This is a genomic window from Cupriavidus gilardii (assembly GCF_013347325.1).
Classification (GTDB): domain Bacteria; phylum Pseudomonadota; class Gammaproteobacteria; order Burkholderiales; family Burkholderiaceae; genus Cupriavidus; species Cupriavidus gilardii.
Map to the genome: position 1 here is coordinate 1,669,563 of NZ_CP054626.1, position 14,643 is coordinate 1,684,205.

Annotated in this window: 9 protein-coding genes and 2 pseudogenes; 3 read left to right on the forward strand and 8 right to left on the reverse strand. The window is 66.9% G+C overall.

Features of this window, described 5'->3' with window-relative positions:
- Nucleotides 1-25: 25 nt before the first annotated feature.
- The 8 genes and pseudogenes from tssH to FOB47_RS17925 form a co-directional block, all read right to left on the reverse strand.
- A complete protein-coding gene (gene tssH / locus FOB47_RS17890; RefSeq protein WP_174781732.1) occupies nucleotides 26-2,758 on the reverse strand; it encodes a type VI secretion system ATPase TssH in 2,733 nt (910 codons plus the stop codon).
- A 20-nt stretch (nucleotides 2,759-2,778) separates the two neighbouring features.
- Complete coding sequence (gene tssG, locus FOB47_RS17895; RefSeq protein ID WP_174781733.1) at nucleotides 2,779-3,972, reverse strand: type VI secretion system baseplate subunit TssG; 1,194 nt, start codon at nucleotides 3,970-3,972, stop codon at nucleotides 2,779-2,781.
- Nucleotides 3,936-5,789, reverse strand: a complete 1,854-nt coding sequence (gene tssF, locus FOB47_RS17900; RefSeq protein WP_174781734.1) for a type VI secretion system baseplate subunit TssF — start codon at nucleotides 5,787-5,789, stop codon at nucleotides 3,936-3,938. The genes tssG and tssF overlap by 37 nt, the downstream gene beginning before the upstream one ends.
- A gap of 102 nt (nucleotides 5,790-5,891) precedes the next feature.
- Nucleotides 5,892-6,365: a type VI secretion system baseplate subunit TssE gene (tssE, locus tag FOB47_RS17905; protein ID WP_023263644.1), complete on the reverse strand. Its 474-nt coding sequence runs from the start codon at nucleotides 6,363-6,365 to the stop codon at nucleotides 5,892-5,894.
- A gap of 107 nt (nucleotides 6,366-6,472) precedes the next feature.
- Nucleotides 6,473-6,976 carry an Hcp family type VI secretion system effector gene (locus FOB47_RS17910; protein ID WP_006577978.1) on the reverse strand — a complete coding sequence of 168 codons (504 nt, stop codon included), beginning with the start codon at nucleotides 6,974-6,976 and terminating at the stop codon, nucleotides 6,473-6,475.
- Nucleotides 6,977-7,074: 98 nt separating this feature from the next.
- Nucleotides 7,075-8,507: pseudogene (gene tssC, locus FOB47_RS17915) on the reverse strand (type VI secretion system contractile sheath large subunit).
- A 4-nt stretch (nucleotides 8,508-8,511) separates the two neighbouring features.
- A pseudogene (locus FOB47_RS17920) lies at nucleotides 8,512-10,436 on the reverse strand (type VI secretion system Vgr family protein); the annotation flags it as partial.
- Between the two features lie 152 nt (nucleotides 10,437-10,588).
- Nucleotides 10,589-11,494, reverse strand: a complete 906-nt coding sequence (locus tag FOB47_RS17925; RefSeq protein ID WP_174781735.1) for a hypothetical protein — start codon at nucleotides 11,492-11,494, stop codon at nucleotides 10,589-10,591.
- Between the two features lie 330 nt (nucleotides 11,495-11,824).
- On the opposite strand from FOB47_RS17925, the gene FOB47_RS17930 reads away from it, so the two are divergent.
- The 3 genes from FOB47_RS17930 (at nucleotide 11,825) to FOB47_RS17940 (ending at nucleotide 14,588) form a co-directional block, all read left to right on the forward strand.
- Entirely contained in the window at nucleotides 11,825-12,670 is an 846-nt protein-coding gene (locus FOB47_RS17930; RefSeq protein WP_174781736.1) for a M15 family metallopeptidase, read from the forward strand.
- Nucleotides 12,671-12,774: 104 nt separating this feature from the next.
- Complete coding sequence (locus tag FOB47_RS17935; RefSeq protein ID WP_006575567.1) at nucleotides 12,775-13,041, forward strand: PAAR domain-containing protein; 267 nt, start codon at nucleotides 12,775-12,777, stop codon at nucleotides 13,039-13,041.
- 53 nt (nucleotides 13,042-13,094) lie between these two features.
- Nucleotides 13,095-14,588, forward strand: coding sequence for a hypothetical protein (locus FOB47_RS17940; RefSeq protein WP_174781737.1), 1,494 nt, complete (start codon nucleotides 13,095-13,097; stop codon nucleotides 14,586-14,588).
- The last annotated feature ends 55 nt before the right edge of the window (nucleotides 14,589-14,643 follow it).

Consider the following 14,643-nt stretch of genomic DNA (forward strand, 5'->3'; position numbering starts at 1 on the left):
AATCGACTCAATTGAATCAATTGACTCAATTGACCTTGTAGCGGAAGCCGCCGTTCTTGTTGACGCCGACCTTGATCTTCTGGATCGCCTCGCCCTGCGCCATCTTCGCCAGCACGGACTGCGCGATCTCGGGCAGCAGCGTGCCGTTCAGGATATGGTCGACCGCGCGGGCGCCGGTATCGACCTCGGTGCAGCGCTGCAGCACCGCCTCGGTCACGGCGTCATCCCATTCGAAGACGGCGCGGTGGTTCTGCTGAACGCGCTCGCCGATGCGGCGCAGCTTCAGCTCGATGATCTCGACCAGCGTGTCGTCGCTGATCGGGTAGTACGGCACCACCTTGGTCCGGCCGATAAACGCCGGCTTGAAGGTCTTGTACAGCGTCGGGCGCAGCGCCTCGGTCAGCGCGTCGGCGTCCGGCAGTTCCTCGGCGGACTTGTTGAGGCAGGCCTGCATGATCGAGGCCGAGCCCGCGTTCGAGGTCAGGATGATGATGGTGTTGCGGAAGTCGATGGTCCGGCCCTCGGCGTCTTCCATCCAGCCCTTGTCGAAGACCTGGAAGAACATCTCCAGCACGTCCGGATGCGCCTTCTCGACTTCGTCGAGCAGCACCACGCTGTACGGGTTGCGGCGCACCGCCTCGGTCAGCACTCCGCCCTCGCCATAGCCGACATAGCCCGGCGGCGAGCCCTTGAGCCCCGACACGCTGTGGGCCTCCTGGTACTCGCTCATATTGATCGTGATCAGCTTGCGCTCGCCGCCGTACAGGATGTCGGCCAGCGCCAGCGCGGTCTCGGTCTTGCCGACGCCGGACGGGCCGACGAACAGGAACACGCCGCGCGGCTTGTGCGGGTCTTCCAGATTGGCCGCCGCGGTACGCACGCGCTGCGCCACCGCTTCGAGCGCGTGCGGCTGGCCGACCACGCGCTCCTCGAGCAGCGGCTTCAGGTTCATCACCGTGTGCAGCTCGTCCTTGACCATGCGGCCCAGCGGAATGCCGGTCCAGGCCGAGACGATCTCGGAAACGACCTGGCCGTCGACCTGGATCGGCACCAGCGGCTTTTCGCCCTGCAGTTCGCGCAGTTCGGCCTTCAGGCGTGACAGTTCGTCGGCCGGGGCCGCCGGCGCGGCGGCCTTGCGACGGCGCCCAGCGGCGGGCGCGATATCGCTGTTGGCAGCGACCGGCTCGGCTTCCTCTGCAGCGCTATCGGCGGTCGCCTCACCGGCACCCGCATCGCGCGAACGCAGCAGCGCGACAATCCGTTCGACCAGCTCGCGTTCGCGTGCGAGCCGCTCGTTACCCGCGGCAATGCGCTCGCGCAGCACCTGCTCCTGCTTCTGCAACTCGGCCAGCCGTGCCTGATGCTGTCCGCCGGTCGACAGCTCGCGCTGCAGCGCGCCGATCTCGACGGTCAGGCGCTCCAGCGCCTTCTGGTCCTGCTCGATTTCGGCCGGCGTGGCGCTCTGCGCCAGCGCCACCTTGGCGCAGGCGGTGTCGAGCACGCTGACGGCCTTGTCCGGCAATTGCCGGCCGCTGATATAGCGGTGCGACAACCGCACCGCCTCGGTGATCGCCTCGTCGAGCACGCGCACGTCGAAGTGCCGCTCCATCAGGCCGACCATGCCGCGCAGCATCGCCGAGGCCAGCGCCTCGTCCGGTTCCTCGACCTTGACGACCTGGAAGCGCCGCGCCAGCGCGGCATCCTTCTCGAAGTACTTCTTGTATTCGGCCCAGGTCGTGGCGGCGATCGTACGCAGCTCGCCGCGCGCCAGCGCGGGCTTGAGCAGGTTGGCCGCATCGTTCTGGCCGGCCTGCCCGCCAGCGCCGATGATCGTATGGGCCTCGTCGATGAACAGGATGATCGGCTGCGGGCTGCGCTTGACCTCGTCGATCACGTTGCGCAGCCGGTTCTCGAATTCGCCCTTGACGCTGGCGCCGGCCTGCAGCAAGCCCATGTCCAGCGTACGCAGTGCAACGCCGCGCAGCGGCGGCGGCACGTCGTCGGCGGCGATGCGCAACGCCAGCCCTTCGACCACCGCGGTCTTGCCGACGCCGGCCTCGCCGGTCAGGATCGGGTTGTTCTGCCGGCGGCGCATCAGGATGTCGATCATCTGGCGGATCTCGGCATCGCGGCCGATCACCGGATCGATGCGGCCGTCGCGCGCGGCGGCGGTCAGGTCGACGGTGTACTGGTCGAGCGCCGGGGTCTTCGACAGCGCGCCCTGCCCCGAGGGCTCCTCGGCCGCCGCGGCGCCCGCGTCCGCGAATGCCACGGCCTGCTCGGCCTCTTCCGAGCCCTTGGTCAAGACGGCCAGTTCATGCTTGAGGCGCTCGACCGGGAACTGGCCGAAACGTCTGGAGCCGCGCTCGGCCAGCGGCGCCAGGCTCGGCTCGGTCAGCAGCGCCAGCAGCAGATGACCGGAGCGGATGCGCGTGGTCTGCGAATCGAGCGAGGCGATCAGCCAGGCATGCTCGAACAGCTTCGGCAGCCACGGCGAGAACGCCGGCGTGCGCCCATTGCCGCTCTGGAAGCGGCCCAGCTCCCTGTCCAGATCCCTTTGCAGCGCGGCAGGATCGATACCGCTCGCCTTGGCCGCGACCGACACGTCGCTGCGGGGATTTTCCAGCAGGGCCAGGAACAGATGCTCCAGGTCGACCTCATAGTGGCCGCGCGCCATGCACAGCGAGGCGGCCCGTTCGGCGGCCTGCCGGCTGGTGGCATTGAGCTTGGCGATCAGCGTCTTCAAGGGGGTGGCCATGATGGCTCGGCTCCGGTCTATCAATGAATGGGCGACAGCGTGTAGTGCGCGTCGCTGCGATCCTGCGAGGCGGGTCGCGAAACGAGGAAGGTGTCCCAGCCGACATGGCCGCTGCCGGCGGCGCCGAGCTGGGAGCCGGTCACGTCCTGCCGGCGCAGGATCGGCTTGACTTCGTATTCGAGCGTGGCGCCGCCGAGCACCGTCAGCATCTTGCGCAGCGCCAGCGCGCCCTGGGCTCCGGGCAGGAAGGCGCGATACTGGTCGCGCGCAAGCGGCCCGATCCACACGCGCACGCGCAGGTCGCGCTGCCAGACGCGCTGGCCGGCCAGCGCGGTCGCGCCGAGCACATTATTGACGCCGCCCAGCCGCGACCACTGCGATGGCGGCACCCGATACCAGCCGCCGACAAATTGCTCCACGCGGAACGGCACGCGGAAATAGTCGGACAGCACCTGCTGCAGATACGACGCGGACATCGGCCGATGCCGCACCGCGGTCGCATAGCCGGCGACGGCCTCGTCGTGGATGGTTCCCGGCGTCTCGCGCAGGCCGCGGCGGACGCCGGCATCGGCGACGCCCGCCAGCGACAGCAGCAGCGGCAGGTAGTGGCGCGTGCGGTCGACCTCGTGCTGGAACGGCAGCCGGTACTTCTTCCACGCCAGATAGAACAGCGCGGCGGCGCGATTCGAGAAGATATCGAAGAAGGCGCGCGCCGCGCCGTCGCGGCGCATCGTCTCGCGCTCGGCCACCACCTCGGTGTAGTGCAGCGGCAGCGCGCCCTGCGCGCCCAGCATGCCGAAGAAGGCCGGCGTCACGGCCACGTCGTCGAGCGGGCGTTCGGCCAGCGCCTCGGCGAAGTCGGCATCGTTGTCGAGCGCCTCCTTGGCGAGGCTACCCGCCTCGATCTGCACGATTTCGCTGGCCGGGAATGACAGCGACAGCGCGTTGGGAAAGCGCACGCGCGTGGCAAGCTGGTGCTCGGGAGTGTCGGCGACGCGCGCGATGGCATTGCCGTTCACTGCCCCGTTCACCGTGCGATTTGCCACGCCGTTGGCCGCGCCATGCACGCCGCCATTGGCATCGCCCTGCGCCCGGCCCTCGCGTGCGAACTGGATCTGCAGCAGCCGCACCGCCTGGAAGAACTGGAAGCGATACGGCTGCCGCAGCAGCCGCCGTATCACACCAGGATCGATTCGCCGCTTCGGGGAGCGCATTGGATCAATTCCTTGCCGGTGCGGCGCGAGACGGCGACGAGCTGCACAAAGCTGTTCAGATGGACGTACAGACCGAAGAAGTGGTCCATCACGCGGATGAAACGATGCAGGCCGGTCCCGACGAAGGCTTCCTCGTCCAGCGTCAGGCGAACCTGCAGGCCGCGGACGAACGTCGCGAACGGCTTGCCCGCCAGCCACTGGGTGGTGGGCTGATAGTCCAGTCCGACGATGCCTTCGATCTGCCGCGCCGAGATGCCGCTGCGGGCCAGGTCATGCAGGCGCAGCATCTCCTTGAGCGCCGGCAGGCCGTCCTGCACCAGCGACAGATGATTCAGCGCCAGCAGCGAGATCAGGCGCCATTGCGCCGCGCGGCCGCCCGGCAGCCGCAGCGACGGCGTCGGCTTGCGCAGGAACGTGATCTGCCGCGCGATCGACGTGCCTTCCATCGTCAGATCGCCGTCGGCATGCCCGAACGACAGGCTGGCCGGCAGATCGCGATTGGTGCAGGTGACGTCGATGCTCAGCGTATCGGTCTGCGGCTGCGCCGGATCGAAATCCAGGTCGACGATCGAGATCTCGGTTTCGTAGCCGGGACTGCGGCGCGCCACCAGCTCGTCGCGCCGCGCCAGCCAGAAATGGCCAGCGCGGTTCGGATCGTCGGCGTGATGCAGCGAATAGAACGGCCGGAACTCGGTCACGTCGTTGCCGTTGGCGGTCTCGCGCACCAGATGGACACGATCGATCGAATAGATGTCGTAGCCGTGCGCGCGGCGGCCGTCTGCCACCACCGGATAGGCGCTGGCCGTATGTTCGATGCGGATCGGATCGGCCTTTTGCGCAAACAGGTTGACCACCGGTGTGCAATGCAGCCGCAGATGTTCGGCCTGCAGGCTCTCCAGCAGGCGCGCGGTGTGCGAGTCGCTGCGGATGTCGGTCATCACCAGATGCAGCTGCAGGCGCCGGGTGTTGCCGCCGGCCGGCCCCAGCGCGCGCCGCAGCGCCGCCAGATCGATGTCGACGAAGTTGAATTTCTCGGCGAAGGCGAAGTGTTCGGACAGCAGCCGGTAGGCGGGATGCGAGCGCGCCGGCGTGTCGATCAGCGCCTCGTCGGCGGCAAAACCCACCTCGCGCAGCGGCACGGCGGACAGCCGCTGCCAGACGCCAGGCCGCGGTCCCTCCAGATACGCCGCCGCGGTATGCAGGAACAGCGCGTCGCCGAGCGCGGCGACGAAGGATGGTTCGCCGTCCAGATAGACCCGCAGCGTATCGAGCGCCAGCGTGTCGAAACCGCCCCGCTCGCCCTGGTATTCGAGCGAGACCGTCAACGCACCGGTCGCGCCCTTGGGCAGCACGGTGGCGGCCGGCGCCACCGCCGCGCCCCGATAGCTGGCCTCGGCGATGCGGACCGGGGCAAACGTCACGTCGTACGCGGTGCGAAAGCGGCATTCGACCCGGTTGACCGGCCGCGTGCTCAGCATCGTGCCGCGCGGCACCGTCATCGGCGCGGACAACTGCGCGGCCGCGCCACGGACATCGAAGTGCGCGATCGAACAGGACGGAAACGGCCGCAGGTAATGCGGATACATGACCTCCAGCAGCGCTTCGGTCAGCTCCGGGTAGTCGTCGTCGAGTTTCTTGCTGATGCGCGCCGTCAGGAACGCGAAGGATTCGACCATCCGCTCGACGTGCGGATCGTCGCAACCGTCGGCCGACATGGCGAGCCGCCCGGCGATCTTCGGATATCGCTCGGCGAAGTCGCGCGAATACCGGCGCAGGTAGGCCAGTTCACGCTCGTAGTAAGGCAGTAGCTCTTCCATGGCTGCTCGGCGGTCGGTGCGTGGCGGTGGCGGGTCGGATTGGCTCGGGCATGGATCGGGACAATGACCCGTTCATGGGTCAAGGACCATGCGCCTGCCTTGTCAGGTTCGCCCCCGCGTCACCGAGTACTGCAGCGTCGACGGCTGCAGCAACGCATCGAAGCTCACCGGCTCCCGCGCCGGCCCCACCAGCAGCATGGCGGTGATGCCGAAGCACAACGCATTGGTGTTGCGCTCGCTGACATCCAGCGACACGGTGACATTGCGCAGCCGCGGCTCGTGGCGCTCGATGGCCTTGGTCAGCGACTGGCAGATGTAGTTGCGGTCGTAGTAGCTGGCCAGACTGAGCCCGGCGAAATCGTTGAGCCCGTACGTCAGCAGCGAACGCTTGCACTCCGGCAGGCCGCTCAACTGCGCTTCGTCGATCACGATGCGCGTATTGAGCAACGCCTCGATGTCGCGCGCCACCGTCGACTTCAGCTCCTCGAGCGTCAGCTGCCGCATCGCGGTGGGCAACGGCGCGTGGGGCTCGTCGTCGAACAGCTTGTCGAGCAGACTCGGTTCGAAACCTTTCATGGCAAGCGCCGGCACCCCGGCAACCCGCGCGTTGCCGCGCCGAATCGCCAGGATGCCGGCATCCGCTTCAACCGATCATCGGCCAGCATCGCCCCCAAGGAACGGCATCAGACCGAGTAGGTCTTGTCGTTCTTGGTCAGGCTCCAGGCGCCCTGCGAGTTGCCGCCCTGGTTACCGCCGATCTTCTGCTGGGTGTACTTCCACTGCACCGCGGCGTACTTCAGCGAGAACTTGTCGGTCGGCAGGCCTTCGGCCGCGACCTTCGCATCCACCGCGCCCAGGATCGCGTTCTTCAGCTTGATTTCCAGATACTTGACGCGCTTGCCTTCGCCGTCAGCGCGCATGAAGTCGATCGTGACCTCGTCGAAGGTCGTGCCGCCCGACGCGTGCTGATACAGCAGCGGGCTCACCACGTCCATGTCCTTGGTAAAGATCATTTCGCCGTGCTCGCAGCGCTCGGCGGTGTGACCGCCAGCGGTCGAAGCGGTCGCCGAACGCGGCTGCTTGATGTTGTGCTCCCAGCTGAGGACTTCGATCCAGTCCTTGTGGTCCTTGTCCTGGGATTCACCCTTGATGGCGGGATTACCGAACTTGACGTAGATATCCTTCATGAGACCCTCGATGAGATAGTGGCTTTGTTTCGCCTTAGAAAGTACTGCTGCCTCGACCGTCGGACGCCGGCATGGCGCCGGTGTCCGACGGCAACCGGTTACGAGTTGGCGGCCTGCGGCAGGTCGGCGACCAGGCGCAGCGAAATCGACAGCTCGTCGAGTTGGAAATGCGGACGCAGGAAGGCTACCGAACGGTAAGCGCCGGGCTTGCCCGGGATTTCGGAAACCTGGATCGACGCCTCGCGCAGCGGGAACTGCGCCTTCTGCTCCTGGCTGGCGTTGTCGTCCAGCAGAACGTATTGCGAGATCCAGCGGTTCAGGAAGCTTTCAACGTTCTGGGCCGAAGCAAAGCTGCCGATCTTGTCGCGCATCATCGCCTTCAGGTAATGAGCGACGCGCGAGACCGAGAAGATGTATTGCAGCTGGGCCGACAGCACCGCGTTGGCATTGGCGCTGTCGGTGTTGTACTTCTTCGGCTTCTGCACCGATTGCGCGGCGAAGAAGGCCGCGTAGTCGGAATTCTTGCAATGGACCAGCGGGATGAAGCCCAGGTCGCTGAGCTCCTTCTCGCGGCGGTCGGTGATCGCGATCTCGGTCGGGCACTTGAGCGCGATCTCGCCGTCGTCGGTCTTGAAGGTGTGGGTCGGCAGGTCTTCCACCAGGCCGCCGCCCTCGACGCCGCGGATCGCCGCGCACCAGCCGAAGTCCTCGAACGCCGCGGTCAGGCGCGCGCCGAAGGCCCAGGCGGCGTTGCACCACAAGTACTTGCTGTGGTCGGTGCCGTCGACGTCCTCGACGAAGTTGAAGCCCTCGACCGTGGTGCCGTCCTTCGGGTTGTACGGCAGACGGCCGAGGAAGCGCGGCATCGTCAGGCCGACATAACGCGAATCCTCGGACTCGCGGAACGACTTCCACTTGGCGTATTCGACCGTGTCGAACACCTTGGCCAGGTCACGCGGCTTGCCCAGGTCGGCGAACGACTCCAGCCCGAACAGCTCCGGCGAGGCCGAGGCGATGAACGGTGCGTGCGCGGCCGAGGCGACGTGCGACATCTGTTCGATGAAATAGAGATGTCTTCCGGCTGGCGCGTGATTTCATAGTCGCCGATCAGCGCGCCGAACGGTGCGCCGCCGAAGGTGCCGAACTCTTCTTCGTAGACCTTCTTGAACAGCGCGCTCTGGTCGAAATCGATCGCGGTCTTGAAGTCGCGCACCAGGTCGCGCTTGGTTGCATTCAGCGCCTTGATCTTGATCATCGTGCCGGTCTGCGTTTCCTTGACCAGGTACGACATGCCGCGCCAGGTGCTTTCCAGCTTCTGGAATTCCGGCGCGTGCATCACGGCGCTCAACTGCGCCGAGATCAGGCGGTCCAGGTCGGCCACGCGGGCATCGAGCGTCGCAGACAGGTTGTCCGACACCACCACGGTGCCGTCCAGCACTTCCTTGACCAGCTCGCCGATGATGTCCTTGGCACGCGCGTGTTCGGCGTCGGACTTGGCGACACGGCTCTGCTCGACGATCTCGTCGAGCAGGCTGGCCGAGGTTGAGTTGGCTGTGCTGGACCGTCGTGGCCAGTTGCGTGCGCAGTTGGTTGTCGCTGTCGTCGAACACCAGCTGGTTGGCGCCGTCGCCACCGTGCTCGCGGCTCTTGAAGCCGCTCAGTGCGGCGGCGTTGCGGTGTCCTTCCTGATCAGCGCTCATGCCGTGCCAGGCGGGAGCATGGCCGCCGGCGACATTGGCCTGCGCACTTGGCGCGGTGTCGCTGCCTTGCTGATACACCGAGGCATCGGCGGCAGCGGCCTGCTTGCCGCCCGGCGTCGGTGCAATACCGCCCTCGCCCTGCCCGTTGTACAGCGCGCCGATCACGATCGGTTGATCGATATCGTCGTCGGCGAACTTGACCAGCACCTCCTGGCCGATCCGCGGCAGCCATTGCCAGCCCATGCCGGCACCGGCTTGGCGCTGCGCCACGCGGACCCAGCGCGTGCTGCGGTCATCCTCGCGCTCGCCCTTCTGCCACGGGAAGCGAACCCGAATCTCCCCGCGCGGGCTGACGTGGTGTTCGGCATCGCCGCTCGGCTGCGTCTCGCCTTGCGGTCCGACCACGGTCGCGGTCTGCACGCCGAGCGCAGTGGGGGCGGCGAACAGTCTTGCGCCATTGCCATCGACCACGCGCGGGCGCCACGGACGGCGCGCATCGCAGGCGCGGAACAGATTGGCGTAGCCGTATTGCTCGGCCGACTGGCGCAGCGACGCGGTTGGCACGCTGCGCTCCACCGCATCGCCAAGCGCCAGGAAGCCCATCGTCATCGGCCCATTCTCCGGCGCGCTGGGCGGCGTATCGAAGCACAGCGCGGCCTCGAGCGGGCCCAGCCGCTGGCCCAACGCGGCGCGCGTCTCCGCCGCGAGGTTGTTCAGGCCGCAGTGCTCGACGATATCGAGCAGCAACGGATAGGCGGCCTCGGCATCTTCCTGTTTGGGCAGATGCGGACAATCGGAGACCGCCACACGGGTGCCGCTGACGAAGGTGCGCACGGTCCCCTGCCCGGCGAACAGCTGCGCGCGTGCCTCGATGCTCTCCATCAACTGCTCGGCCAGCCGCTGCGCGCCGGCGGCATCGCTGACCACCGACTGACCGACAGATAGGGCTCCGGGCATTGCGCGCCGCCGCCGAGCTTGGCCGGCGCATGGCCGCGCAGCGTGCGCTTGCCGTTGCCATCCCACGCCACCACCGCGACGCCGGGCACGGTCACGCGGCTATGGCAAGCGAGCTGCTGCACGGCGTCGGCTTCTTCCTGGCTGTGCGCGCGGTGATAGCGGACCGAAGACGATTGCCCCTCGGGCAATTGCGGGCTGTCCGCGAAGATCGTCATCGCATGCCCCGACGGCGCCTGCTCGTCGTCGACGAAGGCAAAGCCCAATCCTGCCTCGGCCAGCAGCCGCGACAGGAACGCGTAATCGGTCTCGCGGTATTGGCTGACGTGTTCGCGCGGACCCAGCGTGTCGATGCGCTGCTGCGCGCCCGCCGTATAGCGCCACACCGCATGTGGCGCGTACGGCGACAGGATCTGTTCGGCGATATCGGCCAGCGTGCGGTTCTGGAATACCTGGCTATGCCGCTGCTGCGTGGCGAGCCACAGCCACGGCACCACGGTCAGCCGATAGCGCGCCAGGCTGCCGTCGGCGCCCAGCTTCTCGGCCTTGCGCACCAGGCCGCTGCGGCGAATGCGCTCGCCATCGGCCAGCGTGGTCCACAGCGTGACCTTCGCACCGAGCAGGGACTTCAGAGGCAATCGCGCATTGGCGCTGACCGCGACGATGCGCGTTTCGCTCAACTCCGACAGTGCCTCGCGGCCGAGCCAGGCCTCGACGGCCAGTTCGCCGACGGCCCCCTCGCCTTCAAGCTGGAACAGCCGCCGCGCCGGGGAAAACAGAGTCTGAATCAGGGTGGTGTGGTCCATGGCGGTTCGGTGTCGCAGCGGGTGTCGCAGGGGATATCACAGCGGATGTCGCAGCGATCGGCAAGCTCGCCGATCAGTTGCCCGACAACGGCAATGGCCGCGTCGATGCCGCGGCCATCTGCTCTGTCAGCACCCTTGCCTCTCGGCCGTCATTACTGCGAACGCTGGGCGGTGCCGCTTTTGCGCGTCCGCGACGCGGTCGTGGTTTTCTCTTCGGGCGTGGGGGCCAGCAATGCCGCCAGCAATTCGGCATCGCGATCATTGCCGCTATTGGCGCCCGTCTTTTTTGAAACTCGGCGCGTATTGTTGGAGGCAATACGCGAGCGCTCGGTTTTCGTCTTCCCTACAGTCGTAGGGTTCGAATTGGAACGCGAAGCAACCTTGGTGGCCGTATTCGAATGTTGCCGTTTTGTCGCGGCCTGATTCGATGCAGTGATCTTCGTTTTATTTACTTCTTGGTTTAGCGTTTTTTTATTCGATTCCTTGGCGGCGACCGTCGTCGATTTGGCGTGACGGTCCGCAGCGCTGTTGTCATGATCTGGCGCCGCATTTGCTGCCAGCGCGGTACCGCCGGCCAGTGCCGCGGCACCGAGGCCGGCAGCGGCCAGATCGCCGGATGGCATCTTGCCGAGATTGTCGAGCGCATCGTCATCAGCATCACGCTCGGGGCTGACATCGACGATGGTAGCGGAGCTGGCCGGCGCTTCGACGGAAGCGGCCGCGCCTGCCGCGGCGGCCTGCATGTCGGCGGCCGGGGCCGCGCTGGCGGCGGAACTCGTGCTTTCAGCCGGCATGACGGTGGCCACCGTTGGGGCCTCGACGTCGTTGCCCTTGCCCAGCCAGAAGGCCACCGCACCCGCGCCGACCAGCAACAGCGCCAGCGTGGCGAACACGCCGTGGCGCTTGATATCAGGAGTCTTCTTCTTGACAGGAGCGTGACTGGCGACCCGCCCTTCGAGGCTGGCCAGGATGCGCGTATCGGGTCCCTGGCTGTCGGCATTGCCCGAGCCGAACAGCGACGGTGGTCCATTTCCTTTGAAGTCGTCGCCGTGGCTCATCTTTTGGCTCTCGAATTGCAATAAAATGCGCGTCGGGCAGCGCAGGGATGGAATTGAGTTAAGCGATCGGCAACATAACTCGAAGACAAGGCCCGAGCAGAAATTCGACGAGGTGGCGCGAGCTGCCGATGCGGACGAAGCGCGCAGATTTTATAGCTGGCCGCAACAAAAATGCAAATATGTGAACGGCGCCGTCACAACTCGCAGACGGCGATTTTTTTGCAGCCGAATGTCAGCCTGGAATCGAGCCAAATAAAATGTCACAAAATGTAACTATTGAAGCCGTTGCCATGGACGGTTTGGACGGCGCGCGGTACGCGCACTGAGCGGATGATCTTTATTACGCTGTTCCTGTATTTCGCGCTGATGGTCGCGATTGCGGCCATTCTGCTGCTGCCGGACGTGCGCGAGCGCGTGCTGCTGGCCGCGCGCACGCAATGGCAGCGGCTCAGTATCCATGCCAGCGCGGCAAGCCAGCGCTCGGCCGGAACCCTACGAACGTCGGCTTCCCAGGCAGCCGATTCGATGGAAGCATTGCGCGCCTTCGTTGCGCGCCGAAAGGTCTTTCTGCTGTGCGCGGCGGGCGTTGTCGCGACCCCGCCGATCGTTGCCCTCGCCTTGCGACCGAAACTGCTGTTCGAGTACGATGACGCGCTGCGCGAGCCGGACCAGAAGATTTCCGCTTTATTGAATGGCGAACGCCTGGTTCCGCCGGCGCCATTGCCGCCCGAGGTATTCACCACGCAGGAAGTCGAACGGATTCGCCCGACCATTCGCGAAGCCAGCCGCAATTGGGATCTGCTCGACGCCGATTTCCGTCAGCGCCTGCTGCTGGTCTACAAGATCATGCGCGACGAGCATGGCTATGAAATGGCGCTGCTGGAGGGCTATCGCAGTCCGGAGCGCCAGGCCAGGCTGGCCGCGATGGGCATGCATGTCACAAAGGCGGGCGCCTATCACAGTTACCATCAGTTCGGCCTGGCCGCGGACAGCGCCTTCTATCGCGACGGCAAGCTGGTGATCAGCGAAAAGGATCCGTGGGCAATGCGCGGATACGAGTTGTATGGGCAAATCGCCGAGTCCGCGGGGCTGACCTGGGGCGGGCGCTGGAAGATGATGGATCTTGGGCACGTCGAGTTGCGCCGGCCCGGCGTGCTCGGCAAGAAGCCCGGCTAGCGTGCGATGTGCGGGGGCATGGCGCACGCAACGGCGGCCAGCGAAAGCAGGCCGCGAATCGGTAGCTGGTGGCGGGATCGCCCTTCTCAGTCGAGAGAACAACAATGACACGGCCATTTATCGTATTGGGTGACAAGACCGACCACGGCGGCGTCGTGATCAGCGCCTCGGGCACCACGTCGACCAACGGCAAGGGCATCGCCTGCGTCGGCGATCGCGTGACCTGCCCGAAGTCCGGTCATGGCGAAACCACCATCGTCACCGGCGATTCGACCGTGATCATCGATGGCCGCGCCGCTGCCCGCCACGGCGACAAGACGGCATGCGGCGCGACGCTGCTGTCCAGCCAGGGAGTCACCGGCAGCGCGTAAGCCGAGCGCGCCCTTCCGCTGCTGCGCTTCCTGTGCCGACCCTCCCCGACACCATGCTCGCACGCCTGTTCCGTTCCGGCCTGATCCTGTTCGCCGTCTTCGCGCTGGTCTGGACCGCGACGATCCTGTGGTGGCAATCGATCCATCGGATGCCGACCACGACCGATATCGTCACCCATCTGCTCCTGCTGCCGGCCGGCATGGTTGCCGGCTATCTGGTCATCCGCCGCGCGCTGGACGGCATTCGCCGCAATGTCGCGGCCGCGGTCAGCACGCCGGCGGCCGCCGCGCAAGACGGCGGGGACTCGGCCGACGGCGCCGTGCCCGACGACGACCCCACCCGCGGTTGGCGCGCGCTGGTGTTGGGCGCTGCCCTGCATACCGCCAAGGGCGGCGACACGGCCGCCACCGCCGCAGCCACCGCCGAGCAGCAGCGGCCGGACGTCGTCGACGTGCTGGGCGATGGCATGCCGATCTTCGCCGCGCCTGCCGAGGACATCGATGTCGATGGCACGCGCGAGGCGCTGGAGCAGGCCTTCGCCGAGCTGCCGTGGAATGACGAGGCCGTGCGCACCGTCGCGCTGGCCAGCGATGTGGCCGAGCGGCTGGTGGCGCAGGTGCTGGAGCAATATCCCGGCCTGTATTTCCCTGCCGCCGATGAGACAACCACGGCGCCGCAGGCCGAAGAGCCCCCGCGGCTGGTGCTGACGCTGCTGCTGCCGGAGCGCTGGCAGGCGCCGATGGCGGCGGCCGCCGGCCAATATGTGCGCGGCCGCCTGACCGGGCTGTGGCCGGTCGAACGGATCTCGATGGAGACGCTGACCGCCAAGGGCGACGGCGATGCGATGGTCCAGGTCGATCGCGCAATCCTTGCGCTGCATCGCGAACCGACGCACGAACTGCGCGGCGTGATCGCGGCGGATTCGCATATCGGTGCCGAAGCGATCGACCGGCTGCGCGCAACCAACCGGCTGTTCAGCGCCCAATGCGAGCACGGCGTCGCGCCCTCCGAGGCGGCGGCGGGCATCCTGCTGTATCCGCCGCAGGGACCGCTGGCCGCGATGCTCGCGCAGGACGCGCCGCCGGCGTCGATCGGTCGCGCCACGCTGACGCGGCTCGATGCGCCGACGCCCGACAAGGGCCAGCCGCGCACCGCGGCGCTCGATCAGGCCATTGCGCAGACCGTGGCGCTGCTGGCCGAGCCGGCTGGCGACGCGAAGACGAAAGACGACGACCAGGCAGAACCGGCCGCCGAACCTGCGCCGGCGCCCCAACCGGTTGTGGTCACCGCAGACATCAGCCCGCATCCGGTCCGCACCGTCGAACTGGCGCGGGTGTTCTCCGAACGCTTTGGCGAACTCGACGTCAGCGCGGACCTGCTGGCGGTCGGCACCGCCTGTGGACACACCGGCAATGCCGGCGCGCTGCTGGCGATCGTGCTGGCGCATCAGCAGTGCGCCGAGCGCGGCGGCCCGGCACTCGCACTGACCGCGGCCGATCCGCAGCAGCGCGGCGCGATCGCGGTATTGCCGCCGGCCACCACCTAGCGGCCATCCGCCCCAAGCCAGAACACGCACGAGCTCGCATCAAGCCCAAGCACAA